Annotated in this window: 18 protein-coding genes and 1 tRNA gene; 9 read left to right on the forward strand and 10 right to left on the reverse strand. The window is 51.6% G+C overall.

What is annotated here, in order from left to right; all coding sequences use genetic code 11:
- Window positions 1–227 precede the first annotated feature (227 nt).
- The 3 genes from pepF to C461_RS11780 form a co-directional block, all read right to left on the reverse strand.
- Entirely contained in the window at window positions 228–2,027 is a 1,800-nt protein-coding gene (gene pepF / locus C461_RS11770) for an oligoendopeptidase F (protein ID WP_008001499.1), read from the reverse strand.
- 144 nt (window positions 2,028–2,171) lie between these two features.
- On the reverse strand, window positions 2,172–2,645 hold the full coding sequence (rimI, locus tag C461_RS11775; protein ID WP_049906598.1) for a ribosomal protein S18-alanine N-acetyltransferase: 474 nt from the start codon (window positions 2,643–2,645) through the stop codon (window positions 2,172–2,174).
- Between the two features lie 101 nt (window positions 2,646–2,746).
- Entirely contained in the window at window positions 2,747–4,279 is a 1,533-nt protein-coding gene (locus C461_RS11780; protein WP_049906599.1) for a PAS domain-containing protein, read from the reverse strand.
- A gap of 202 nt (window positions 4,280–4,481) precedes the next feature.
- Between C461_RS11780 and C461_RS11785 the strand changes: the two genes are divergently transcribed.
- Window positions 4,482–4,554 (forward strand) — tRNA-Arg (locus tag C461_RS11785).
- Between the two features lie 293 nt (window positions 4,555–4,847).
- Window positions 4,848–6,509, forward strand: coding sequence for an ATP-binding protein (locus tag C461_RS15155; protein WP_080506288.1), 1,662 nt, complete (start codon window positions 4,848–4,850; stop codon window positions 6,507–6,509).
- Window positions 6,510–6,515: 6 nt separating this feature from the next.
- Here C461_RS15155 and C461_RS15160 read toward each other — a convergent pair whose 3' ends face one another.
- Window positions 6,516–8,654 carry a pentapeptide repeat-containing protein gene (locus C461_RS15160; protein WP_152418387.1) on the reverse strand — a complete coding sequence of 713 codons (2,139 nt, stop codon included), beginning with the start codon at window positions 8,652–8,654 and terminating at the stop codon, window positions 6,516–6,518.
- A 537-nt stretch (window positions 8,655–9,191) separates the two neighbouring features.
- Between C461_RS15160 and C461_RS11790 the strand changes: the two genes are divergently transcribed.
- The gene (locus tag C461_RS11790) at window positions 9,192–10,670 is read left to right on the forward strand and encodes a DNA-methyltransferase (RefSeq protein WP_008001507.1); all 1,479 of its coding nucleotides are present in this window, start codon (window positions 9,192–9,194) and stop codon (window positions 10,668–10,670) included.
- Window position 10,671: 1 nt separating this feature from the next.
- On the opposite strand, the gene C461_RS11795 is transcribed toward C461_RS11790, so the two are convergent.
- Window positions 10,672–10,884 (reverse strand): hypothetical protein, encoded by a 213-nt coding sequence (locus C461_RS11795; RefSeq protein ID WP_008001508.1) that lies wholly within the window; start codon window positions 10,882–10,884, stop codon window positions 10,672–10,674.
- Between the two features lie 166 nt (window positions 10,885–11,050).
- Here C461_RS11795 and C461_RS15165 point away from each other — a divergent pair, with 166 nt between their 5' ends.
- Complete coding sequence (locus tag C461_RS15165; protein WP_008001509.1) at window positions 11,051–11,917, forward strand: DNA adenine methylase; 867 nt, start codon at window positions 11,051–11,053, stop codon at window positions 11,915–11,917.
- A 65-nt stretch (window positions 11,918–11,982) separates the two neighbouring features.
- Entirely contained in the window at window positions 11,983–12,303 is a 321-nt protein-coding gene (locus C461_RS11800) for a hypothetical protein (RefSeq protein WP_152418389.1), read from the forward strand.
- A 130-nt stretch (window positions 12,304–12,433) separates the two neighbouring features.
- Here the strand turns inward: C461_RS11800 and C461_RS15170 are convergent, their stop codons facing one another.
- Window positions 12,434–15,340, reverse strand: coding sequence for a DNA methyltransferase (locus C461_RS15170; RefSeq protein WP_080506290.1), 2,907 nt, complete (start codon window positions 15,338–15,340; stop codon window positions 12,434–12,436).
- Window positions 15,341–15,544: 204 nt separating this feature from the next.
- Between C461_RS15170 and C461_RS15565 the strand changes: the two genes are divergently transcribed.
- On the forward strand, window positions 15,545–17,044 hold the full coding sequence (locus tag C461_RS15565) for a homing endonuclease associated repeat-containing protein (RefSeq protein WP_152418390.1): 1,500 nt from the start codon (window positions 15,545–15,547) through the stop codon (window positions 17,042–17,044).
- 593 nt (window positions 17,045–17,637) lie between these two features.
- On the opposite strand, the gene C461_RS15175 is transcribed toward C461_RS15565, so the two are convergent.
- The 3 genes from C461_RS15175 to C461_RS15180 are packed head-to-tail and all read right to left on the reverse strand — an operon-like array spanning window position 17,638 to window position 21,890.
- Complete coding sequence (locus tag C461_RS15175) at window positions 17,638–19,608, reverse strand: AAA family ATPase (protein WP_008001513.1); 1,971 nt, start codon at window positions 19,606–19,608, stop codon at window positions 17,638–17,640.
- Window positions 19,605–19,787: a hypothetical protein gene (locus tag C461_RS11820; protein WP_008001514.1), complete on the reverse strand. Its 183-nt coding sequence runs from the start codon at window positions 19,785–19,787 to the stop codon at window positions 19,605–19,607. Before C461_RS11820 ends, C461_RS15175 begins: the two co-directional genes overlap by 4 nt.
- A 48-nt stretch (window positions 19,788–19,835) precedes the next feature.
- Window positions 19,836–21,890, reverse strand: coding sequence for a DEAD/DEAH box helicase family protein (locus tag C461_RS15180; RefSeq protein ID WP_008001516.1), 2,055 nt, complete (start codon window positions 21,888–21,890; stop codon window positions 19,836–19,838).
- Between the two features lie 583 nt (window positions 21,891–22,473).
- On the opposite strand from C461_RS15180, the gene C461_RS11825 reads away from it, so the two are divergent.
- The 3 genes from C461_RS11825 to C461_RS15570 are packed head-to-tail and all read left to right on the forward strand — an operon-like array spanning window position 22,474 to window position 25,313.
- Window positions 22,474–23,610 (forward strand): CRISPR-associated protein Cas4, encoded by a 1,137-nt coding sequence (locus C461_RS11825; protein ID WP_239639121.1) that lies wholly within the window; start codon window positions 22,474–22,476, stop codon window positions 23,608–23,610.
- A complete protein-coding gene (locus C461_RS11830) occupies window positions 23,607–24,548 on the forward strand; it encodes a recombinase family protein (protein ID WP_008001522.1) in 942 nt (313 codons plus the stop codon). Before C461_RS11825 ends, C461_RS11830 begins: the two co-directional genes overlap by 4 nt.
- On the forward strand, window positions 24,549–25,313 hold the full coding sequence (locus C461_RS15570) for a hypothetical protein (protein ID WP_152418391.1): 765 nt from the start codon (window positions 24,549–24,551) through the stop codon (window positions 25,311–25,313).
- Here C461_RS15570 and C461_RS15190 read toward each other — a convergent pair.
- Entirely contained in the window at window positions 25,288–26,748 is a 1,461-nt protein-coding gene (locus C461_RS15190) for a recombinase family protein (protein WP_162138519.1), read from the reverse strand. The genes C461_RS15570 and C461_RS15190 overlap by 26 nt on opposite strands.
- Between the last annotated feature and the right edge of the window lie 35 nt (window positions 26,749–26,783).

Below are 26,783 nucleotides of genomic sequence, written 5' to 3' on the forward strand. Positions count from 1 at the left end.
GTTATTTATAAGTGGATGGGCGGTTTCGCTGCGGCGCACACGTCCGAGTCGCCGGTCGCCGGCGCGCAGCGCCGGCTTCCCCTTTGGGTCTCTCCCCGCCCCACACCGCACCGTCCCGCACAACACCTCACGCCTCCCCAGCCTCGCGGCCTGCGGCCGCTCGTCGGCACGCGCCACCGCAGTTTCAGTTATAAAAGAGAACGTCCATCAGATCGCGGTCGAACGGACTAATCCAGGTCGAGCAGCGCCGCGATCTCGTCGAGGTACTCGTCGTAGATCCCGACGGCGGACTCGATCGGCTCCGGCGAGGCCATGTCGATGCCGGCGAGTTCGACGACGTCGAGCGGGTAGTCGGAGCCGCCGGCGGCGAGCATCTCGCGGTAGTCGGCGGCCGCGGGCTCGCCCTCGTCGAGGACGCGCTCGACGATCGCGGCGGCGGCCGAGATACCGGTAGCGTACTGGTAGACGTAGAAGTCGTAGTAGAAGTGGGGGATGCGCTCCCACTCGCGCTCGATGCCGCCGGTCAGCTCGGCGGGCGCGTAGTAGTCGCCCTTCAGGTCGGCGTACATCTCGTCGAAGGCGTCGGGGGTGAGCGCGTCGCCGGCCTCCACGCGCTCGTGGATCTCCTGTTCGAAGGCGGCGAACATCGTCTGCCGGAACAGGGTCGAACGAAAGCGTTCGAGGTACTCGTCGAGGACATGGGTCCGCAGCGCGTCGTCCTCGACGGTGTCGAGGAGGTAGTGCGTGAGCAGCGTCTCGTTGACCGTGGAGGCGATCTCGGCGACGAAGATCTCGTAGCTCGCGTCGTGCCACGGCTGGGCGTCGCCGGCCAGCTCCGAGTGCATCGAGTGACCAAGCTCGTGTGCGAGCGTGAACATCGAGGCGATGTCGTCCTGGTAGTTCATCATGATGTACGGCTGGGTGTCGTACGTCCCGGAAGAGAACGCGCCCGAGCGCTTCCCGCGGTTCTCGTACACGTCGACCCACCGCGAGTCGAGCCCCTCGGCCATCCGCTCCTGGTACGCCTCGCCGAGCGGCGCGACCGCCTCGACCACCCACTCGCGGGCCTGATCGTACTCGACGTCCGGCCCCTGATCGCCGGTCAGCGACATGTACAGGTCGTGGCTCTCCAGCTGGTCGACGCCGAGCGCCCGCTCTTTTAACTCCGCGTGTCGGTGGAGCACGTCGAGGTTGTCGCCGACGGTGTCGACGAGCGTGTCGTACACCTCGACGGGGACGTTCGAGCCGTTGAGCGCGGCCGCGCGGGCGGAGTCGTAGTCCCGGATCTCGGCGCTCGTCACGTGCTCGCGCACGGCCTTTTCGAGGGAGGTCCCGACCGTGTTGCGGACCCCCTCCCACTCGTCGTAGAACGTCTCGTGGACGCGCTGACGGAACGCGCGGTCCGGGTTCGTCTGGAGTTTCGTGAAGTTCGCCTGCGTGATCTCGACCGACTCGCCGTCGGGGTCCTCAACGACGCCGTAGCTCATGTCGGCGTTCGTCAGCATCGAGTAGATCTCGCTCGGAGCGCTCGTGACCTCCGACAGGTCCGCGAGCACCTCCTCGACCTCCGCGGAGCGCGTGTGCGGTTTCATCCGCAGCACGTCGTCGAGGTAGTGTTCGTACTCGGCCAGCGCCGGCTCGTCGTCGAGGAACGCCTCGACGTCGCGCTCGGTGAGCGACTGCAGCTCCGGCTCGAGGTACGACGCCGCGCTCGACGCCTCGGACCCGAGCGAGGAGGCCCTCGCAGACATCGCCTGGTACGCCTGATCGCGGGTGTCTTCAGAACTCCGGAGCCGGGCGTACGTCAGCACCTGCTGGAGGTCACGGAACACGTCCTCGCGGAGCTCGAGGAGTTCGAGGAGCGTCGCGGCGTCGTCGGTGACGCGGCCCTCGTACGCGCGCAGCTCGTCGATCCGGTCGGCGACCGTCTCGTAGGCGGCCTCCCACTCCTCGTCGTCCGCGTAGACGCTCTGGAGGTCCCACTTGTACGCCTCGTCGATATCGGACCGTTCGGGAACCGAACTCATACCGAACGGTTGGCCCCCCGGACACTAAGGCTTATTAAAAGCGGAAACGCGAGCGGCCTCACGAGGGACGGGAGACCGGCCGGCGCCGACGCGGCGTCGACACAGAACCGCCCTCACCTGCCTGCCGCCGACGCAGTACCGCCCTCACCTGCCCGCCGCCCACTCCGCGAGGTCGACGACGAGCACGAGCGCGTCTTCGCCGTCACGGTAGTACCGCGAGGCGCGGCGGATCGGTTGGAACCCCTCCCCGGCGTACAGCGATCTGGCCGGCGCGTTGCTCTCGCGGACTTCGAGGCGAACGACCGTAACGCCGAGCGTGCGGAGCCGCGCGAGCGCCGACCGGAGGAGGGCGCGGCCGGTCCCCTCACCGCGGGCGTCGGGGTGGACCGCGAGGTCTTTCACGTGTCCGATATCCCGACCGTGGTTGGGCGTGCGGTCAGCGACGACGTAGCCGACGACTGCACCCTCGCGTTCGGCGATCAGGAACGCCGGTTCGTCGACCAGCCGCTCGAAGGCGTCGTACGGCCACGGGTCGGCGAAGCAGGCCCGCTCGATCCGCACCACCGCGAGCAGGTCGGCGCGCTCGGCGGGCCGAACGGTCACGTCGACGGGAGTCACGAGTCGGATTCGCGGTCCGGAAAAATAAACGCCGCGGCCGCCCGGCGACAGCCCGGTTAGCCACGAGTCTCCGTCATCGATCGATCCACGGCTCGGTCCCGTCAGCCGCCGATCCACGGCTCGGTCCCGTCGGCGGCCCCGGAATCGGGCGCTCGGACCACGAAGCGCGCCCCGTCGGGAACCGACCCCGTCGGCGGGGAGGCGACATCGCAACCGTCGCCGCAGAGATCGATTTCCCACCCGTGTGATTCGACGATTTCGCGAACGATGTCGAGCCCGTATCCCGTGCCGTCCTCGCGGGTGGTGAACCCCGGCGCGAAGACGTCTTCACGGTGTTCGGGAGCGACCCCCGGCCCGTCGTCGGCCACGACGAATCCCTCGTCCGTGGCGCTCACCACGACGGTGAGAGAGTCGACGCCATCGCCGCGGTCGTGGCCGTCACCGGCCGCGTGTTCGACCGCATTTCTGAACAGGTTCTCGAACGCCTGTCGGAGCCGGCCGCGGTCGCCGCGGACCCGGGCGTCCTCGCCGAGGACGAGGGTCGCGTCCTCGCTCCCGGCGGTCCCCCACGCCTCTCGGACGACGCCGGCGAGGTCGAACTCCGTCGGCTCGTCGATCCCCGATCCTTGGCGGGCGAGCGTCAGCAGCTCCGACACCAGTTGGTCGATCCGGTCGGCGGCGCGCTCGCCGCGTTCCAGCGGTTCGGTGTCGTCTTTGAGGCGGGCCATCTCCATCGACGCCCGGATCACGGAGAGCGGATTCCGGAGGTCGTGCGAGACGATGCTCGCGAACCGGTCGAGCCGCTCGTTGCGGTCGGTGAGTCGTCGCTCGCGCTCTTTTCGGTCGCTCACGTCTCGGGAGTTGATCAGCAGCCGGCCGACCGCGACGTCCGCGGGGAGCGATCGCGTCTGCGACTCTAACCAGGCCCAGTCGCCGTCGGCCGTGCGATACCGGTACTCCAGCGTCGGGGCCGCGTCGGGGTCGTTGAGCGCGCGGTAGAAGCGCTCCGTCACGCGCTCGCGGTCGTCGGGATGGACGTAGCCGAGCGGCGATCGACCGACCATCGACCCCTGTTCGTAGCCGAGGACCTCCTCGACGGAGGGGCTCTCGTACCGGACCCGGCCGTCCGCGTCGACGACGGTGACGATATCGGTACCGTACTCCAGGAACTCGCGGAATCGCTCGGGGAACGTCCGGTCGGCGTCGACGCGGCGCGCGGTGACGACCCGCCCGCCGAACTCGGGAGCGAACGCCTCGTCGACGGTCGATTCCACCCAGACGAACCCGCCGCTCGCGTGGCGGAGCCGGTGGGTGACAGTGCGGTCGCGAGCGACCGCGGAGAGCGCGTCCGAAACGGGGTCGCGGTCGTTCGGGTGGACGTGCTCCAGCAGGTCGTCGCCGAGCAGCGCGTCGCGGGCGATCCCCAACACCGCCGGCACCGACGGCCCGGCGAACAGCACCTCGCCGTCGACGGCGACCGCCGCGACGAAGCGGTCTGCACCGGCGTCCACAGGCGCCGAGTCGTCGGCGGGACGCTTCCGCGGTCGACCCCGCCGGTTCCCGTCGGTACGGTCCCCGTCGGTACGCGGGTCGCGGGCGGGCGACGACGCCGGGTCGGTTGGACGAAGAGTCACGCTCGTTCACGAAGCGCTACGAACGGGGACGGATAAAGCTGCGCGCCGCGATTATCAACCACAGGAATCGCGGTGGAGTTCGCAGACGGCGAGACCGCAGACGCCATCACCGGGGAGAATCGGCGAGCGCGATTGGCGTCGTCCGCCCCGAGAGGATCCGAGTCAGAAGCGTTAAACGGTCTCCGCGGATACGCGATTGTGAGGGCGCGTAGCTCAGCGGACAGAGCACTTGGTTCCGGACCAAGATGCCGCGGGTTCAAATCCCGTCGCGCCCGTTCCATTTCGTAACGGTCCAAATCCGACAGACGGCAGTACACTCCTTATAAAGGACAACTGCGGTCTGCGAGTGATTTCGTTACGTCACGTAACGGGGGTCGGAGCCTTCATGCGATTCGCGTACATCCAAACGGTGGTGAGAGGTATTGAATTGGTCGATTTTAATTCCTACATGGGAAATATTTCTGAGATTGATACCACAGGCCTCTAAACAAGGCCGAATTTTATTAACAAATTAGATGGTACATTTAGAAGATGTCTGAGAACAACTGCAGATATCTGGGAGGAAAGTATGGCAAGTTCTGAAAGTCAACACAGTTTGATATCTCCGCGTCTCTTCGTACGGAGTGTTCGTGACCTCGGTCTTGATACGACTGACGCAGTAAACGAATTCGTCGATAATAGCTTTGATGCTGCCGCAGAGAACGTTTGGATAACTCTCACGTCTAATGATCGTGGCGGCCTTACGATGATCGTTGAAGACGACGGCGAGGGAATCCCTCAAGACAAACTAGTAGAAGTTCTCAAGTTTGGTGGTAAGCTTGAACGAGATAGAGAAACGACTGGTAAATTTGGATTTGGACTCCCCTCCGCCGCGTTCTGCCAATCAGATGCAACCCATGTATATTCTAAGTCGGCAGATCAAGACGAATTCTTCTATAACCGATTGGACGTGAGCGAACTGGAGAATATGGATGAGGTAGGGTTACTAAATACCGAACAGCGAAATCTACCAACTGATAAATATGATCTGCATCTAAATAACAATTCCAACCACGGGACCGCAATTATTATTCCTCATTTAAGAGATCCTGACCGCAAGCGTCCATCCTCTCTAAGCAATCATCTCGGAGAGAATCTGTCAAGGGTACAACGAGAAATATTAGCAGATGGCAGGCAGATACACATTAACGGGGATACGATCAAAATAAGCGACCCTCTTGTTAGAATTGAAGATTCAGAACAGGTGAACATGGTAGGAAAGAAGTCCGAATTATGGGGTGGAGAGCCTATCGAGTTCCCATGTGAGGACGTTGAATACGAAGGAGATGATCCTCCAACTTTTCAGGTCTACCTCTACAAACTACCAATTGATGAAATTATTAGTCGTGAACTTAATGATGAACTTGATATTGGGATAAACAAACAAGGATTCTATATCATTCGAGAAAATAGGGAGATTGGAAATTCACTTACTCTGAACCTCTTCACCCGTCACAATAATTTAAATTATTTCAGAGCCAAAATTGAGTTTCCTTCAGAACTTGACGAGAAATTTGGTGTCCAAACGAACAAAAGCCGATTCTCTTTGGATAATGATATTCGCCGCAGAATGGAAGACCGACTAAAACCCCAGATATCTGAGATTAAATCATCTATCTCTCAAGAGCGATCAGCAGCGAAGAGTAAATATTCGGCTAAAAAAGGAATGTCGCCTGCAGAATCTAAAGCTAATAAAAAACAAAGCTGGCTCCCTAGAAGTGGCTACACTCCAGATGAGTCTGAGGTCCAAGAACAAGAACAGGAAGCTAAGGAAGCGTTACAAGAACTCGAAGAAGACGAAGAACTGTCCGAAGATCAGAAAGAGATGCTAAAAGAGAAACTGACTCAGATTATCGAAAACGATCAGTATTTTGAAGTTGATACGGAAATACCGCGCACAGGGACCTTCTACGACATAGAATGGAAAGGAAAGTGTGTCAGAGTCAAGATTAATCCAAGTCATATCTTCTACGAAGAATTTTACAAGCATCTGACGGACAAAACACCACCACTTTCCAGTAGTGATGCTGAAATAGACAAGACAGATATCAAAGAATATATAGATCTGTTATTTATCTCTCTCGCAAAGGGCGAGGACGATTCTTACCAGAATGATAATATAAAAAAATTCTATGAGCGTGAGCGTCGTAACTGGTCCTCGTATCTCTACGACTTCTACGAAAATGACTGATTCTTTCTACCAAGTTGCTCTCCGTCCAAGGATATAGACTAGGACCGCTGTAAGAGCTGTTCCAACTAACGATTGTAATCCGGCGATAACTCTTGTAAAATCATTTGCTGGATAGATGTCACCAAAACCAAGAGTAGTAAACGTAGTAACGCTGAAATAGAGCCCACTGAACATTCTTTGAGGCATTTGTGAGTTAATAATATTGTTCGCAATCCAATTTGGAATACCTCCGTTCGAATGCTGGAGTTCCGTAATTCCTCCGGTATACAGAATTGCACAGCCGAGGATAATCAGGAAAGAGTTGATAAGGACATTCCTGTATCGTTCACCGTATCCAATTGACCAACGGAGAAAAACTAATCTAATCCACGTCGGTATGTCCCGATCGACAAAAGCTCTCTTTCGACGGGCGTTCTTCTCACGGATCCGATAGTAGTGAATATCTCCGGGCAGTCCATTTTCACGGAGTAAGTCTTGGTACGCCCGATATACCCGGGACGAATTTGCTAACGTATCGCTGTGATTCTCCCGCCATTTTTCCGAGGCAGTTGCCCGGGTCTTGAATCTTTTAATTGCGCTCGATATAGTCAAGAGGGGTTGAGTCCAATGATTCTTTCTGTTGAATCCTGAATCAAGGCGATCGATTTTAAATTCCTTGTAGTCGTGGTGGCTCTGGCTTCCGTCTGGATTGATTCCTTTTTCGGCAATTTGATCTGCTACGTGCTCATAGACAGAAATGTCACCTAACTGAGTGTCCTCATTGATTCGGGTTGAGTGTAGCTTTATATCATACAGCTGCGCACCTCGGAGATCAACTTCCCGGAGATCCGCGTTACTGAGTACAGAAGACTCAAGATTTGAGTGTGCCAATTTGACTCCGTTGAGCTCCGCATGGCGTAGATCACAACCAGATAACGAGACATCATCGAAAGAGAGGTTGCCCAAAAATTTGGCATGGGTAAGCACTGAGCCACTGAGATCGGAATCAACAATAGAGATGTCCTTAAACTTGGATTCGACAAAAACAGCATCTTCAAAATCAACATTTCTAAAATCAGTATCGGTTATTGATCCATTCTGAAGGCTCACCTTTGTAAAGGGGATATTTTCAAACTCACAACCACTCATCTCGCCATCACCGAGTGATACGTCTGAGAACTGCTCGCCGTCAATTGATACTCCCTCTAGTTCACCTCTTTCTTCAACATCAATTCCGTCAATATCGGCGTTTTCTATGCGGTCACTGCGGATACGAAACCGACCAATATCGAAATCATCGACAGAGAGTTTCTCTATCGATTTTGACGAAATATCACACTGCTCCCCATCGCTATCAGTGATATCCAGCCTATCCAGACGGTTTACTGAAATAGAGAGTACACAGCCAGAGCATCCAATAATCTCGACCTCTTTTGCTTCTTTTCCGGTGATTTCCAAGTCGAGTTCTTCAACTGAATCAAATGTCATATCTGGTTTCTCATCCCTGCTCTGAATTTCCACATCCGCGAACGATCCGTGATTGAACTCAACCGAGTTAGCTACTACATTTACGAAGCGGCAATTGATTAAATCAGTGTAGCGAAACGTAGCAAGACTCATCTCTCCTTTATTTATTGACAACCCAGAGAGATCACCACTATGAAAAACAGCATCGAAAAATGAGCCATCGACCATGCCAATGTCCCTGAACGATGTATTCTCGAATTTAGCTTCTCGAAATTCCAGTTTGCGATGGTCATTACCTGCAAATGTTGAATTTTTTATTCTTGTCCCCGAGCCATTAAATGTCACACCGTTTAGACTGCAATCCTTGAAATCAACGTTGACGGACGTTTGCTCATCGAACGTTGAATCGTCGAGTGCTGTGTTCTGAAAGGTAACGTCCCGCAGCGATCCATTATAGAAGTCAGCATTCTCAAAAGTTACCCCACTGATATCGACATCCGAGATATCCATCCCTGCTAGTTGGGCGCCATAGACATTTCCGGAAAGAGCAGTGAGAGCATCCTCGACATCAGCGGAACTCTTTTTTTCGGGGTGGAGGTGCCAGATACACTTGTCGTGACCTCCGTACGTTTCATGAGTGCATTCGATATCTCTCTCCCCACTATCGAGTTCTGCTCGACAATTGTCGTCGCTAGTCACTCAAATACTCCATAAAGCTTGCAAGTCATATCTACTGGATTCATTCCCCTCATGTGATTTGTGCCAATAGCTACTGTTTATACATTATTAGATAACTCCTCTAAATAAGTTGTTCTAACAGATGAGTTAACGACGTACTGGTATCCTCATAGGAGTTCACAGCTATATTCTATCTCGAAGTTGCCACAGTTTGATAGATATGACCATCCCACTTGAGTCATAATATCATATGAGACTGTTGGGGTTACGACTATGGAATATTCGGGCTCCAAGCAACATACAGCCACAGATTAAATCAACCACACTGATGGGTACAAATAGGGTATAACAGATCCGTCGTGGTAGTATGTCTGAGTGTTCGCCTCAAACTAGAAGCTGCATCCTGTTGGAGGTTTCTAAGTCCATCTATTGAATGCCATTTACTACCAACTCCTTTATGCCGAACACCGCCACAACTATTATCAAGTAATGAGCGATGATTCCGACTCTCGCTTTCGAATCTACCAACATGACTCGCGAGGTCTAAAATCGAAGTTGATGGACGAGTTCGGCAGTGTCAACGGACTTGTCGATACAATCATCACCTCCCCCCCTTACGCCGATCTCGTCGACTATGGCAATCAAGAGGAACAGGTCGGTAAACAGAGTTATGAGGACTTTCTTGACGACATTCGCGAAATCTACAGACAGTGTTATGATATCGCCTCGGACGATTGTACGCTCTGGATAGTCACTGATACGTACAAGACTGGAGGCCGTGTTGTCCGCCTGCCGTTCGATATCGCGGACGAACTAGAAAACCTATCAAACTACGAAACCTGTCTAGAGGAGAGCTGCGAGGGGGCTCTTCGTCGCAATCGTGCAGATGGGACGCTGATTTGTAGGACGTGTGGAGAGGTCTATGATCCGCTCCCAGAGTCGTGGCGGATGGAGGACAATATCATCTGGGACAAGCTCCGGACACGTCCGTGGCACCAGAAAGGTCGTCTACGCAACGTGTACGAGCACGTGACGATGTTCTCCAAGACAGACGACTTCAAGTACAACAAAGACGCGATTCGAATCACCAATACCGACGAGTTTGAGCAGTGGTGGGTGAATTACCCCGAACGATACAATCCGAAGGGAATCGTCCCGAGCAACGTTTGGGAGTTCCCAATCCCGAAGCAGGGGCAGTGGGGGCCGAAGAAGAGTTTCCACCCGAGCCCGTTCCCGGAAGGGCTTGTAGAGCGGATTGTTCGCCTCGCTTCCGATCCCGGCGACGTCGTATTCGATCCCTTCGCCGGAATTGGGACGACACTCGCTATTGCGGAGGCCCTCGATCGAAAGCCGCTCGGGTTTGAGTTGAACGAGGAGTATATCGACTATTACGAAGAACATGTCCGTCCGACCGCAAAACGTGAGGTTGGGACCGTCCAGTCGACGCTTCGTGATGAGCAGGCCGAGCTCGCGCGGAAAATCTACACTCTCCGAGTTCACAAGTACGCGCTCGAACTGTACAAAGAGTTTGTGAACTCAGAAGAACACGATATTCGTGAAGGGCAGATCGAGTTTATTCACGCCGTCAGCGACTCGGCACAGTTTGGTGAGGCCGATGAACCCGAAGCCGAACTGCTCTATGTGTGCGAATCTGAGTCTGATTTCGAGAACGTTGATGTTGATGCCGCGAGGGAAGGAATGTTGTCGGAAAACAAAGGCTCCGGTGATTACTACGGAGTTGAATTTGATCCTGAGTTCATCACCCTCCACGATTATCTCAGCGAGCGTCTCCCGGGACGCGACATTGACCTAGAAGATGAGTACCATCTGTACATCGACGGTGCTCACAACTGGGCAGAGCACAGTTTTACGCCAGCTGCTTGGAAGGCGCTCGTTGAGGACGGAGACTGGAAGCGATACTGGTCAAAGAGCAGGCCGCCGCTAATCTCGAATATGCATATTCAGGCTGAAAACCCAATGGACAAACGTAAGCCGGACGCCGAGGGGCATCAGGTAGATTTCAGCAGTTTTGATTAAGCTACTGAGACTCCTCTCCCCGCGCCTCCCAGCCTTTGTGGAAGTGGGCCATATTCACTGCCGACTCAAACCGTGTTCCCGAGGGAACGTGATGTAGTACCGGCTCGTCGTGCTTCATTTCAATTGTTCCCTTCTCGAGCAGCTGTTCGACAATGAGCATCGCCTTTTCCTCGTAGATATCCTGCGTCAGGAACTCGTCTTCAGTACTAGCCATTATGCGAGTGATGAGTATGAATTGTCTTAATCATTGTCTCCAGCAGTATTGATCCGCTCCCACAGTTCATTATCCACTAGACATCGCAAGGTGCCATTTGGAGTCGACGATCAGTCTTTGTCGAATCCCTTGGGGTTTATCACCCAACGACCGATAAAATCGGTAGATGGCTGAGCCGATTCTCAAGTGGGTTGGAGGGAAGCGACAGCTCCTTCAGGAGCTTCACTCGCGATTTCCCATCTCGTATGATAAATATCATGAGCCGTTCATCGGCGGCGGTGCGGTCTTTTTTGATATCGAACCCTCCAAAGGAACAATAAATGACCTCAATCGACGATTGATTACATTTTATGAAGTCATCCGCGATCGCCCCGAACAATTAATCAAAGAGAACCACCGCCACGAGTATGAGGAAGAGTACTATTACGATGCTCGCGACCGATTCAATGAACTTCACAAGCTCGACGACCGTTCCCTCGAACAGCAAGTAGAGGAGGCGAGCTTGATGCTCTACCTAAATCGAACCGGATACAATGGACTATACCGGGAGAACCAATCTGGGGGATTCAACGTTCCATTTGGTCGACACTCAAATCCAGATTTCATTCGGGAACGACAAATTCGGAAAGCGAGCGACATACTCGACGACATCGAGATTCATAATCAGGACTTCGACTACGTCGTAGACGACGCTGAGGAGGGCGATCTCGTCTACTTCGATCCACCCTATCAACCCGTGTCTCAGACTGCGGATTTTACCCAGTACCAGTCAGATGGGTTTGACAAAGACGACCAGCGACGACTACGCGATATCGCTGTCAAACTTAGTAAAAACGGGGTGTACGTCGTAATCTCGAACTCACCTCCAGTTGGCGAACTTTACGAGAACGTGTCCGGATTTACGATAGATATCGTCGGCGCAACGAGAATGGTGAACAGTGATGCAGACAATCGCGATGACGTGGCGGAAGTGATTATTACAAACGTACCGACTGATAACCAGCAACAACAGGATTTAGGAAATTATGTTTAACCCTTGTATGTTCTCAATCCACTCTGACAGAAGATGATATGCAGTACGAGGGCCACAGAGTCAACATGAGCAACAAGAAATCAAAACAGAAGTTTACTGTTACAGCACACCGTACGGACTCGGACCAGTACCACTGCTGGGTTTCTGATGAGGAAGGAGTTCCTGAGATATTCTTTGAGGAACTCGAACGCATCGAGGCGAAGTTCTTTGAGGCTGATCGACAGGATGACGGAGTGATAACGGATCATCTCCCCGTCGAAGGTGACTACTCGCATCCACCGATCGATGTTGGTGAGGTCGTATTCAACTCAAATGATGAGATCGTCGATATCCAAATTGATCTAGAGGATGCGAAAAACCAGTTGCAATCGCGAGGATACCTTTGATCTCCCACCGTCGGTAGCTCGGCTTCTTCCCATAACGGATTGTAATAAGCGGCTCCGTTGAAATTATATCCTTCGGACACTTCCATATCTATCGACGATAGGATTTAATTCGCTTTGTGGGTCCTGATGCTCAGCTTCTTCGGATTATGTGTTTACGATGACCTCCTCCGGCTTTGTGTAATTGCATCTCATGGTTCCCAGACAACTCTCTTGAGACAGTTTCCATGGAGTGCTTTGGGTGGTTTATTTCCACCCCGATGTTAGAGACAATTGGAGGGATCTTGTCATCAGAATACCGCTCCGTCCACTGATCAGAGCCGTCATTCAGCTTTCGCCATTTGTCGTATGAGATATCTTCTGAATACACGTAATGTCTACCATCCTCGTAAATGAAGAGTTCCTCTGGTAGATGTGTATAGGTATCATTAGCGATTTCGTTGATGAACTCTTCTACTGTCAAAACTAACGTCCGAGCACGAATCCCGAATCCAGAGCAAGGTTGGATCGTCGTGACTTCTTCCGCCTTTTCGTCGTAGTCTAGCGCCTGTCGAGCGGTCGTCTCATCATCAACAAGAAGAATTAGATCTATCTGCCCGTGGACATCATTTTCCACCGACTGGTATCCGAGTTCTCTACTCACGAGGAAGGCAGTATGTACGTCCAATTGCGAGGGGCTTGAGAGGCCGAGTTCTCCCGCCATTGTTCGGAGCAATTCTCGCGCATACTTCGTTTGGCGTAATCCGCAGATGATCTGAGCCAGATCCTCCTGTGACGCAACCTGATCCTGCTCTTCATGCTGATCCTCCAGATATTCCCTCAGAGCAGGATAGGCATCGCAGTATTTTTTGTTTAGCTCAACGCCGATCGGTCTTCGATCCATCAGCTCTGATTGTCCTAGCACGACGCCAGAGCCAGCGAAGGGATCTAGTACAATGTCACCACTCTCTGTAGAGAGTGTGAGAATCTGTTCGATTAGCTCTGGAGGGAACGCTGCGGGGTGATCAAACACGTCTACCTCTCCAGTAAATGACCCTCGTGTCGGTGGTTCAAACTCCCAGATATTTTCAGGAAGCTTCCCGAGTGGATGGTAACGCTCAGGGAAATCAGCCCACCATTTCTTGAATTGATCGGGATCCGATTCTCGGATACGATCCATCTGCAGTTCAAAATTAGGGTTTTTGCTGAAACAGAGGACATATTCGAATACGTTCCGTAGTCTTCCCTCTTTCGTATACGGAAGAGCGCGGTTCTTATTCCAGATGACGATGTCTTGGAGGATCCACGACTCATCGTTATCCGTCGTGTGACCACAGTGAGGGCACGCTGTCTGTCGGCTATCTAGCTCCTCAACACCTCTTAGTATCGTATTCTCACAATTTGAACACTCTAACCCTTGATCGAGGTTCTGACACACACGTGCGATGTCGAATGGAAGCTGGACGATTTCGCGATTACGTCGGAAAGTATTCACGACAACCCAAAGTGAGCCGTCGTCTCTGGTGACCGAGTATACCTCGGAGAAGAGGTTTTGGAGCTCTTGTAGATATTCGACATAGGATCCATGTTGTCCTATTTCATTTTCCTCGCTTGAACCGTATTCCTTGAGGTCGTAGTACGGCGGGGAGGTGATTGTCGTATCAACGAACTCCGCTTGTTCGTTTAGTGTGTCTGCTGCATGGTCTCTTATTGCTGGAATGATCGACTTCGCATCACCGTGGTGGAGACCAAAAATATCTGAGTTCGAGTCAAATGTGGGTGTGCTTGCAAGTTCTTCTGCCGACTCCTCCTCTTCTTGTATTTGACTGGTTGTCGACGCGCCACCCGACGAGACTCGCTTACCGTACTCTCTTCCTTCTGGAAGCAATTCCTCGTCAGAGAGTTCTTCTCTTATTTTACGCCAGATTTCGCTGTTCGTATCCAGCCGTGTCTTCTTATTGTCAGTCGGAACTTCATCAGTATCGCCGATCGGGAAGATCCGGAGCGTGCCGCCGAAGTAATTATATTGGTTATTACGCGTCAAATCAAATAGGTCCTCAAATACTGAGGTCATCAGTACTCGGCCGTTTGCATAAATGTCGACACCTTGCCGATTCTGACTCGGCCGATATCGATATCTGAATTTTCCACTTTGGGTGAGCAGGTTTGGATGTTCCTTCTCTGCCCACTTAGTCATAGAATCAATATCCAGAGTACCAGCCTCATACTGCACTTGGTATTGATCTCCTTGAGGGGTCGACACGCAAAATTGGCGAGACTTCTGTTCCGTTTCATCGGTATACGAAGGACTGATAGAAGGTACCTCAAACGTTCCCTGCTCGTTCGAGGGTAAGTCGTGATAATGTAGAACTATTTGATTGTCATCGCGAGCAGAGAGCAAGCGCCGAAACAGAACGCCGAGCCGCTCACGTACGTATTGGATTTTCGTTCCAAGAGAGTTAGCGGACGGCCAGACGTCGGAATCAAACTGTGAACGGGCACACGTCGCATGTATGCGGGTTCCGTGGTCAGCTTGTAATAGTGAATCAACGGCTTCCGGAACCCCAATCTTCCAATGACGTTCTGTCGCGTCGACTATCGGCAAGTCTCCAGTTATTGGACCATCAACACGTAGACAATCACTATCAGCTGTCTGAGTTACTAACGAAAAACAGTGAGTGTCAGCTTCAATATCGCGCTGTTTGAGAGACTCCTCAAACCAAGCTAAACTCGCCTTCAGCCCCCATCCAACGTTATTGAGTATTCCTTCAGATATTTCCTTATTGCCCGTTCGAAAAACGTGGTTCTGGAGGTCTTCTCTTGTAATTCCGGGACCGTTATCAGAGATATACGTAGTTACTGTCTCTTCTCCACGAACAAACGAAATGGAGATATTAATTTGTTCATCTGGCTCATCAAAGTAGTTCTCTCCGTCAACGACCGCAGCAACTGAGTTATCAATGAGTTCTTGAGCGGCATCCAGAAAATTTTCGTGCTGCTTCGCCATCCCGGAGGCCAACATTTCCAGTTCTACCGCAGACTCACACGTTTCGCTATTCATGAGTGGAAGCCTTCACCCGTAAATTCAATATCTATCTTCATCGTTGCTCTTTGCTTGCTTCTCTCTCTTATCGGAGTTTAATCTATGGATCTAGTTGGAGTCATTGTGGCGTACGCTTGCCCTTTGAAGTACGACTGCACCGGAGTCCGTGGGCAAATAATGTTCGGGCAAGGGTTTTCTAATCGGACCTACAAATTTGGAATAGTGAAGGGGGAACCCGAACAGGAATCCGGGGAAAGGAAGGCATCTGAATCACCCTCTCGAAAGGAATTAATAGAAGAGTTGCTGCGGCTGGACTCGGCTCTAGACCGAATACCGTATCCCTCTGACGTTTCAGAGATGACCAATTATTCTGCTGCTAAGTTTCAGAATGAATTTGGCCCATGGGACGAAGCCCTTGATGTAGCGGGTATTGACAAAGAGGAAGAACTCCTTGCCGAACTTCAACGCGTCACAGATGAGCTTGGAAAGAAGCCCACTCAATCAGAGGTGAACTCTCTTGGAAAATATAGCCACAGCATGTATGCTCGATATTTTGGACAATGGAGTACCGCGAAGGAGCGTCTTGATGATTTTGAAGCCTCAGAGACGGTAGCCTCACAGCAATCGAAAGGGGTAGAAAACACATCTCAATCCGAGTCTAAATTCGTTTGGAACCCTCCTGTTGAGCAATCGGTAGACAACGAGCAACAGGAACCAACGCAAACCAACGCAGGAGAGTATACCACTGAAGAGCTATTGGATTATATCCGTAAATTAGACAAACTGTTTGGGGAACCGCCATCAGAACAGTTTGTACGCGACTATGGCTCGTATCCAATTGAGGCCTACAAAAGGCGTTTTACATCGTGGAATGAGGTAATAGACGCAGCAAATCTTCCATTAGTTGATTGGGAAAAGCGATCCAATAGGAAATTCACACGAGTTGAAATACTTGATAAATTGGTGGAATACGCTGCAAAAGCTGGTGAGGTTCCTGAGCCAATTGATGTCTGGCAAAATACCGATCTTTACGCGATGACTGTCGATGATCGTTTCGGAAGCCTCGGAACGGCTTTTGATCTATCTGGCATTACCGATGATGCGTTTGATAAACACTCAGACCAGTCGGACGATGACGGTGTCGACGTTTCACCTGATGACAGTGGCGTTATTCACGAAATGAAGCGGATAGGTGAGCCCCCATCTGATCCGCCGAGTCCGTCTGATTTTGAGCGGGAATCGATTCTCTCAGTAGTAACAGTCAGGGAATCCTTCGGTACGTGGCTAACTGCACTACAAGAAGCGGGTTATAACCCTGAAGCCGCGATTGACGACGAGGAGTCAGCGCAGGGATACACAAAAGAAGAACTGCTCGAAGAAATTCGCCGAGTTACGATCCGGATCGGAGCAGTTCCGGCCTCAAGAGATTTCGACAATATTGCGGACATGACCTCTCAAACAGTTAAAAACCATATTGGAGGGTGGGAGGTTGCCCTAGAGAGAGCAGGAGTCAGTAATCTAGATAATTCCGAGATCCGCAAGCTATGGGAGGAGTATAAACTCCCAGATGCTGAAACGCTTCAAGCAGAAGTAGAATGGGTTGATGAGGCAGTGGCAGGACGGACTACGACCGCCGATATTCGAACATTCGCTCGGTACCCTGAGTCTTATTTTGAGGAGGTATTCGGGTCTGTCGATAACGCTCTGGAAGTAATAGAATAAAACAGAGTTTAGTTCGATAGAATGATCAGTATTCAGTAGGAATTCCAGAGATCAGTCGTCAAAATCGTAGAACTCTTGCCCTAATTGAACAATATCGGTTGTGAGTTCGCTGAACCCGTCTCCCGGACGAACGTAGAGGCTGTGCAGTTCCTCGATGCCACCCCGGGCATACTCTTGCGCAATCTTATAGACCCTCTTTTCGTCCCGAAGAACCTGAGGGTCTCTCTCTTCGTACGCGGCAATCGATTTGATAATCCATTCCTGTTGATCGGAGAGTGATGGACGATTAAACAAGGCATGGCGTCCAGACCCTAGTTCTATTCGGCCCGACCGTTTTCGTCCGTATCCAAGCGCGAACATGAATAAGTCGATTCGCTGTACGCCGTAAAACGGGGAGTCCTCTTCTCCGACCAGAGTATCGAAGTAATCTCGTGCCTGTTGATCCACCACGACGTCGCGGCCAGCTTTTGTTTTTTCGTATCCAGCTTCAGGACTCTGGTCACTCATCTTTCTTTCNTCTCGTGCCTGTTGATCCACCACGACGTCGCGGCCAGCTTTTGTTTTTTCGTATCCAGCTTCAGGACTCTGGTCACTCATCTTTCTTTCACCTCTGTGATTTCATTTGAATAATCGAGTAGATATTCGTTCGCCACACTGTTTTGAAGATGTGCACGTACTTCGTCAGTATACTCCTCGTCAGTCATGAGGAAGGTAATTTGAGTGTCCACCAAATAGGACGGAAGATTCTGAGCAATGCGCTTCTTTGGTTTGCTCGAAATACGCCCAAGTGGTGTATCAATCACGATGGGAGCATTGAATCCACTAATCTTAGTCAGCGCAGACATAAACGAGAGAGCAAGTACTTGCTTCTCACCAGCAGACAGCGATCCGATCTTATTATCACCATGTCTACCATAGACACTAACAGTATAATCGTCTCCTAGCTCAACGGTGTAATCCTCATTTTTCCAGATGAGGTCATTGAAATATCGATTCATATTCTCCTCGGTGTTTTCCCTAATCTGTGCGAGAATCGTACTCTTGATTTCAGTCAACTCTTCATGAGCTTCCTCAACGAAATCCAACTTCCTCATCATCGTCCGGTGTTTGGTTTCCTTGGCGGCTTCCTCGCGCCATTTATTATCGAGTTCATTGACCCGCTCATCCAGTGTTTCAATCTCGTGTTCAACCCTTCCAATTTCTTGACGCATTTCGCTGATTCTTCCCTCAATTTCGCTACGCTGGGATTCAAGACTGCTCACATCGACATCTTCAGGGAGGTCGTAACTCTTGAGTTCGTTTGAGATATCTCGAAGCTCTCTATCAACCTCCCCCAGCTCATCTTGCTTTTCGGAGATTTTCTTCCGATTGGAAATAATATCTTCAACTAGATCCTTTCCATCGTCTATGACCCGAGGAATCTCGGCTTTTCCTTCGAGATTCTCCTGCATCACTAAGGACATCTCCTGCTCAAGCTCTGCAAGATGACGGCGTTTTTCTTCGTCTGAATCCAGATCAGCTCCACAAATACATTCACCACTTTCGAGCAGCTCTTGAACGAACCAATCTTGTATTTTTGGGGGAAGCTGACCCGCTTGGGCGAGTTCTGCGAACTGCTGGTGGGTGAAGTCCAACGCTTTCAAATTATAGACGATAGGTCCTGCATCCACCATTTCCTCGGTGGTTTCATCTTTCAGCTCACTGATTTCATCATTTAGCTGGTCTAGACGCTGATTGAGATACTTTCTTCTTTCCTGTTTTTCACGAACTGCGGCATCGCTGCTGTCACGCAGCTTTCCATCGATCCGGTCAATATTTGATTGGGCTTCTGCAATATCCCGTTCAAGCTCATCGATCCGCTTTTCTTTTCGTTCGTGCTTCCGCTTTGTTTCATCAAGTTCTTCTTTCAGCCGCTTCGCCTCACCTTTGAAGTTAGACGCTTTGCGACCAATCTCCGTGTCCATCTTGTCGAGATGCTCTAGCGCTCGATTTAGCAGCTCAATATGTGACACGTCAAGGATGGCAGTGCGGACCCGTTCAGGGTAGCCTTCCTCGAAGAACTTGTGGAGGCGCTCACCATCGAATAAAAAGTATTCATGAACCCGAGTCGGTAATATCTCATTCAGATACGTGTTCGGGTTATCTACTGGCTTCCAATCACGGTTGACCCGACGTTGAAGATTGAGGTCCCCGACAACGCTGTTGAAGCCCCCATCAGTCTTTACCGTAGTAAACTCGCGTTTGAAAACATACTCTGGCTCGGTTTCACCAAGTTCGATCTCGACGTAGCCCGTTGCCTTCCCGCCATCGTTGAGATCCTCAAGTCGATCACGATTCACCAGTGGGAAGGTCTCTAGTCCACCTTCTTTCTCTTCCTTCAGATGCTCTTCGGTCCCGTAGAAACAGAAAGTAATTGAATTTAGAATATTGGATTTTCCTGCGCCATTTTGCCCTTCAATGACGTTGATATGGCGTTCACCGCGTTTTCGGAGATCTATCGTCTGCTCTCCCTTGTACTGACGATAATCCTTCAGAGTGATCGATAAGATCTGTAAATTTGTCATTCGTCTGTGTCCATGTATTCTTCAATGAGGTCGTCGTATTCATCCTTGAAGTGTGGACGCTCTCGATCCATCTTTGATCGCTCAAAGGTCAGGATATCATTAATGAATTGACGTTTCTTATCGTCTTCAATCTTGTCGACATGCTCCAAGATGAGACTATTGACGTCGGACTTGTTCATTGATATCTAATAGAATGATCCGGAGTATACCACTTAAATGTCTTCTTCTTAAGAAGATCTCTCGCTGTCGGTGTCCTCATCGTTATCTTCAACGATGCCGTATTCCATCCGTATCCCTTCGATCTTGTTTCGAGCACTGTGCTCGTTACGAGCGTTTTCTGCAAATTCTTCGAAACGTCGAAGTTCTTTACGAAGAATGCCCCTTTCGGACTCAGCGATACTTTCTGTTGGATTCATGGTCGGCACAACGATAAAGTCGTAAATAATTGCCTTTTCTTTGCCCGGGTATTTCCGTAGTACTCGACCGCGTCGTTGAATGAATTGCATCGGGTTCCCTGTATTCGACATGAGTATCGCCTGTTTGGTTGATGGGACGTCAACACCTTCATCTAAACACCGCATCGCGACGAGAGCGTCTATTTCACCCTTATCAAAATTGCTGAGTAACCGTTGCCGTTCGTCGTTGTCCTCGCGATATGTGAATTTGTGCTGGCGAATACCTATCTCATTCAAAATATCTTGAACGTGATCAATCTGTCCCGAATTTGTGTACACAAGCAGGTGGTCGGGTTCACCAATCCTACTTAAGACCGACCGGAGACTCACATATTTATTCTCAGCACTCTTAATGATATTTGCTCGCTTCATCGCTAGGCGATTTACTAATTCCTCATCAGCATCATCACTAGCGGCCGCAGTTGCGAGACGCTTTGAGAGATTATTATAGTCCTCGAGCTCTTCTTCTGTTAACTCAACAATAGTTGGGTAGTAATCGTACGGAGTAAGAAATTCTGGGATTGCTTCCCCTAATGTGTACTCGAAAACGATCCCTCCAAAGTAATCAAGAATATGTTCTGACCCTTCCTCGTCGTAGTGTCGTTTAGGAGTCGCCGACAAGCCAATTCGGTACTCATATTCTTTCAGTAGAGCTTTGCGTTGGTGCTCGGATCCGAGACCGTGAACCTCATCAGCGATTAACAATGCGTCACAGTTTGATCGTTTAATCTGATCTCGGAAGTACTCATTTGCAAGCGTCGTGTGAGTTGTTATTATCAATTGGTCGGATCCCATTCCAAGGGTAAGATCTGAAAGAATACGCGACAGATCCTCTTTCCACTGTGTATTCGCTGAACCATAGAGGAACTTCGGGTTATTGTAGCCGAATTTGGCAATCTCATTCTTCCATTGGTCTGCGAGGTGAGTGTACGGAACCGCGATAACTACGAGTGTTGGAGTAGATCTTGATTCAAGAAACTCATCCATAGCACCGAGGGCTGTGAACGTTTTTCCCGTGCCGGTAGCCATTCGGAAGAGCCCTTGTCTCTGGTTTGCAAACCAGTTATCGACGGCCTCTCGCTGATAAGGCCTGAGGGTAATGCCATTGTCAGATTGTTCTGGATCGGTATATGGACGATGTTCATGATCTCGGAGACTCGCGATATCTTGCCTGATTCCCTCTGGAAGCGAAACCACCTCGACGTTCTCTTTTGAACCAGACCAAATCTCATCAAACCGCTTTTCCTGCAGTGCTACCCCTTCTGCATCTCGATCGCTCAACCAACCGCAATCAACAGTGTATGCTTCATAATTCTCGAATGAATGGGCGCTGTCGTTTTTTGACCCGTGGAATGCAAGCTGGTTCCCCTCTGAATCACGGAAAATGCCAAATTTGTCATGAAAATCGCCATGTAGGTCGTCTTTCGGGATCGCAAATCGAATTTCCAGCAGCCCGTCAGCGATCATCCACGCGATAGCATTCCGGGTTTGGTACTCAAGATCATATTGTAAATCGCGTACAGTATCGGCTAACTGTTGCTGAAGCACCTCATCGTGTTTCGCTTCCTGACCCAATTTGAGTGCCTCCCAATCCTCTTGTTCTAATATAGGACTCATAATCCATTTCGCGGTGCCTCCGTTCTCCGCAAGTTTGGCAACTCCTCTGGATGCAGAACGAAGCCAATTCGTCGTGAAATATCCGACACCACGCTTATATTCGACAGATCGTGATAAAAGCGGATTGTAGAACTCATCAACAAAGTTGACATCGGACGTATCAATAACACGTGGAATGTTCAGTGAGGTGAATAGGTCATCATCCGTCATTTGAATAGAGTAATCTAAACAACTGCCCGAATAAATCTATTGACCACCCGTACCGTGTTGCAGGTGGGATTTTATTATGAGTCGAAAATCTCCCACAGCACACATTTTCTGAAATGATTCTGTGTGTACGACTGTATTATACCGGTCCATGACCGATATCGCGCACTTTTCTCATAGCTTCTGTTGTGCTCTGACCCAGCGTGCAAAAATGTGTACAAGATAGGCTTGGTTTAACAGTACAAATTGAAGCTACGAGCCTCCTTCCGTTCCTGTGTAGCCCGGATACCACCAGACTGTGCTCCTTGCACCCGTCTTCTTCGACTTGAGAGTTCCTTGCTCCTCTAATGAACGAAGACGATTGTACACTGCTCTACGCCCGATAGGAAGAGACTCTGCGACCTCATCTGCCATCAACACGGGGTCATCGGCATTTACAAAAACCGCTAGTATCTCCTCATCGGATACCGTCGGCTTGCGACCGGGGCCATCGCTACCCATTCGATTCAAAACGCGAGACGTGAGGGGCTAAATCTATTTATTCCACCAACGGAAGTGTTATATTGATTCCGACGTAGGAAGTATAGTGGAATCCCAACCTCACCGGCGAAACGGAACTCTTCAGTCATCCACGTCAGTGGAGATCGGACCAGCCACGGCACTCGCTGGGATCGATTCGAGAAGCTTCCGTATATGGCGACAGACGACTGAAGAGCGAAAGAATATCGAGGAGGGCCGGGCGTACTACAACGATCCGAGCCCCGTACCACCTCCCGAAAAGCACACGCCCAGCAGCTTGCTGCAGTGCCACAGAAAGCTCGTGTACCGGAAAGAGAACGCACCAGCGGAGAGCGAGATGGCTCACGGCATCTTGTGGGTCGGTTCTCGTTTTGAGGAAGATATTGTTCTCCCGTACCTACGCGATGCCGTCGCCGACGACGGGCTGTTTGTCACAAACTCGCTGTACGTCGACTTCAAACTAAAGAGCGAGGCCGGCGACCTTAGCGTGAAGGGGTCAACCGACCCGGTCGTCGTCGATGCCGACGGCACGCCCGTCCTACCCACGGAGGTGAAGACGAAGAGCTCCCTCGAGTACCTCGACGAACCGAACGAACACCACAAGGCGCAGCTGCACGCCTACATGGTCGGGCTCTCCGAGAAATACGACGTCGACGTGAAGCGTGGGTGCCTTATCTACGGGGGTCGCGACTCGTTCGATCTCAAGGTGTTTGATGTCGAGTTTGACGAGGAGTTCTGGCGAGACACAGTCATTGAGTGGGCGTCCACACACACAGAGTATCGACTCGCCGACGAACTCCCGCCAGCAGACTCACGTTTTGGGTGGGAGTGCGACTTCTGCGCCTACCGTGAGCGCTGCGGGAAGGGAGAACTCCCGGTCGCTGATCGGGGTCAGGAGGGGTTCCTCCCGTTCACGGAGTATCCGCGTCCACAAGTTGCCGAGCATCTTGCGGCATATTCAGGCGTAGCTCTCACTCCCACTTTGGCGAGAGCATACCCAGAACTTGCTGAGCAACACGCAGTTGCTCAGTGGCGCTGTGAGACGTGTGATGAGCGCTTCGACCACACAGAGGTTGAGTGGGGTGGAGAGGCTAGTGAGCCGCCACTCTGTGTTGTCTGTGCCTGTGACGGACGACTCGCCGAGTTGACCGAGCCTTGGCCATCCGCTCACTGTGTCCCGAGCGACGGAGGTGAAAACTCATGAGTCTTGATAGCCGTCTCCCCTCTGGGATCTCACGCTCGACAAGTGCCCCTCAGACGGAGGATGAGGAAGCCATCGAGCGTGCGGCAGTCTACGCCCGTACATCGTCGTCGAGTCAGAGGTTCGGTTACTCGATCGGAGAACAGGTCGACAGATGTGTGAGACAGTGCGAGCAGATGGAGTGGACCGTGACGTACGTCTTCACCGACGAAGCGGAGTCAGGCCGAAACACTGATCGACCCAAGTTCCAAGAGATGTTGGACCGAGCGCGTGTGGGGTGTTTCGATGTCGTCGTCTTCTGGAAGCTTGACCGCTTCTGCAGGTCACTTGTCGATCTCGTGAAGACAGAAGAACAGCTGAACGAGTGGGAAGTGAGCCTACAGAGTGTCACCGAATATATCGACACGACGTCACCGGTCGGACGGTTCAATTTCAGGAACCTTGCGTCTGCAGCGGAACTTGAGAGCGACCTCACCAGTCAACGAGTCCGGATGGGGATGCATGGTCTTGCGAAAGAACATAAGTGGCCGAACGCCATGCCGCCACTGGGCTACGAGAAGACGTCCGATGGGAAACTCCGAGTTCTTGAGGACGAAGCCTCGGTAGTGAGGACGATATTTCAGCTCTACCTTCGAGAAAAATCCATGCCTCGGGTAGCTCACCTTCTCGACGAAAGTGGACTGAGAACTAAAGAGGACAAAGCGTGGTGTAAACAGTCAGTTAGGAAGGTACTCGCGAACGAGATCTACATAGGAAAATACCGAGTAGCAGACTTCGAGGACTACGTGGATGAGTATCGAATCTTGACTGACGAGTTGTTCACTGAAGTTGTCGACACGAGGTACCGCTACCGCCACCAGAAGGGACGGATGGAGAAGTCTCGGAAGAAGGAGAAGGCGAAGAGAATCCTCTCGGAATACAGGGAGTGGCGAGGGTTGTAGATGTCATCAGTAGAGATCTCTTGCCCGAACTGTGGCGCACCTGAGACCGGGTTCGATACCCGTTTCGACGTGGCTGGCAGACTCTGTGGTCAGTGTGGTTTTGTGGCTACTACCGAATCCGTGCCGATGGACGCGCCTGACGACGAGGCAGCGCCACATGATGCCGACACTCAGGAAGAATGGATCGCCAAGGCTCGTGACTCGTCTGAGGAAGCTCTGGTTGGACTTCTAGCTGACCTTGATAAGTACGCTTCTGATCTTCTCTTATCGAAGGCAGAACTAGATCGTTCCTCAGAGCTTCTCGTCGAGGTTTGGGAGAAGAACCTCCTACACGGACGTAAGAAGGAGAATGTTATCGGTGCGGTACTGATAATCGCCCTCAGAGAACTTGAGAGTCCACGACCGGTCGGATTGATCGCTACTACACTTGGTGTCGAGCGCGTTTCCCTCCAGCGAACGACTAAGAAAATTCTGCGGGAGATGTCTCTGTCTCTCAGACCTCCTCTAGCTACACAGTACCTGTCTTTCATCGGGATGAAGCTGAACCTAGACGAGGAAGCAATTGTAGCTGCTGAGAGGATATTAGACCAGCCCGAGACAATCCGTGGCGACCCGGCAACTACCGCAGCGGCGGCTCTTTACCTCGTTGCAAAGCCTCGAGGGGAATCGATCACATTCAATTCGGCGGGGGATGCAGCAGGCTCTACGAAAGAGACTGTTTGGAGACGTGCGAAGTCACTCAGGGATCGCCAAAGTCACCGATAGCCGACTGCGGGTCATCGTCGTCATCATCTTCGTCGTCATCATCTTCCTCATCGAGTTCAAAGCCGAGATTCGGGTACTTGAAGCGTCGGACAATCCGATCCGGCCCAAGGTCGCAGGCAAACGACAGTCCACAGTTCTTACAGTTGTAAGCGTAATCGAACTTCGTTCCCATCTCCCTAAGATGAGTGGTCTCGAAGTCTTCGGTAGCACTGCAGAACGGACACCGTAGCGGGAGTGTTTGGTGGATCTTTTTCAGCTCCTCTTCAGTGACGAGCGGCCCCTGATATTCACAGGATTGGCATTCGTACTTGGGGAACTTCACACCCCAGAGTTCTTTCGTCCCCTTACGCTCGAGGTCACCGTCACACTGGCGACAGCGGAAGGGCTTGAACGACTCGAAGAGGTTCATCACGAAATCAATTCCGTACTTTTGGGCTGCTTCTCCGATGAAATCTGGAATATCGGATGACGATGTACCTCTGTTCTGTCCAGAGAGAATTGACTGTACTTTTTGGAAGAGATCTTCGTCGACCATTTCTAACTCGGAGTACTCAGCTACGACTTCACCGTTGTGGCTGAGTTTACCCATACAGAGTTCGTTCTGGAGGAGTGTCTTCACTTGTGAGTAGCTGACTTTATCCAGTCCATTGTCTTCTAGTGTTGAGTTGAGTCTACGTTGAGTTTCCTTCCGGTTTTCCGTCGCTGCGTAGACCTCGAAGAACCTCGGAATGAATTGTCCGTAGTCACCATCGAGATGAATTCTGCCGTCTTCATCAATACTGTATCCGACTGGAGGACTGTTACCATGGGGCCATTTCCTATTCTTGAGTTGCTGTCGGCATCCTTCAGCTGCACCTTCACGTAGTCGGTTCAGCCAGCGGCGCGAGAACGCTGCCTCTCTGCTGAGCATTTCGAAATCGTGAGGATCTGTCCAGTCGTAGTAGCCGTCAGCGTGAGTGTACAGGGTGATCCCTGCATCTCGTATGTCGAGCAGATAACCCTGTGTATCTAATGGGTCGGCACGGCTTAGCCGATCAAACTCGTATACCATGAGGATGTCGTATTCATCATTCTGGGCGGCCTCAATCGCCTTATTCAGCTGTTCTCGGTTAACCTTCGCACCAGATTCCTCTGCTTCTAGTACATCTACGATCTCGAGATCGTCTTTCTTCGCATCTTTCTCTAGTGCTTCCCGCTGAGAGGATTTGCTTGAGTTGTTCCCTTGAGAGGGTGTGCTCACACGAGTTATTATCAGCGCCCGGTTTCCATCAACCTCGTCTTTTTTGAGCAGCCCTGCGAAGAGAGGCAGTCCGACCCCTTCCTTAAGAAGGGGGTAGATCAGAGATGCCGCATTAGTGACCGTGGTCCCACCACCCTCTGCGTAGATGGTGTACATATAGGGGATGGACAACAGAGCTATACCTGCGATTACCATCTTCTTTTTATGTTCTGCATATAACCTTTTTATAC

It is taken from the genome of Halorubrum aidingense JCM 13560, assembly GCF_000336995.1.
In the GTDB taxonomy this organism is placed as follows: domain Archaea; phylum Halobacteriota; class Halobacteria; order Halobacteriales; family Haloferacaceae; genus Halorubrum; species Halorubrum aidingense.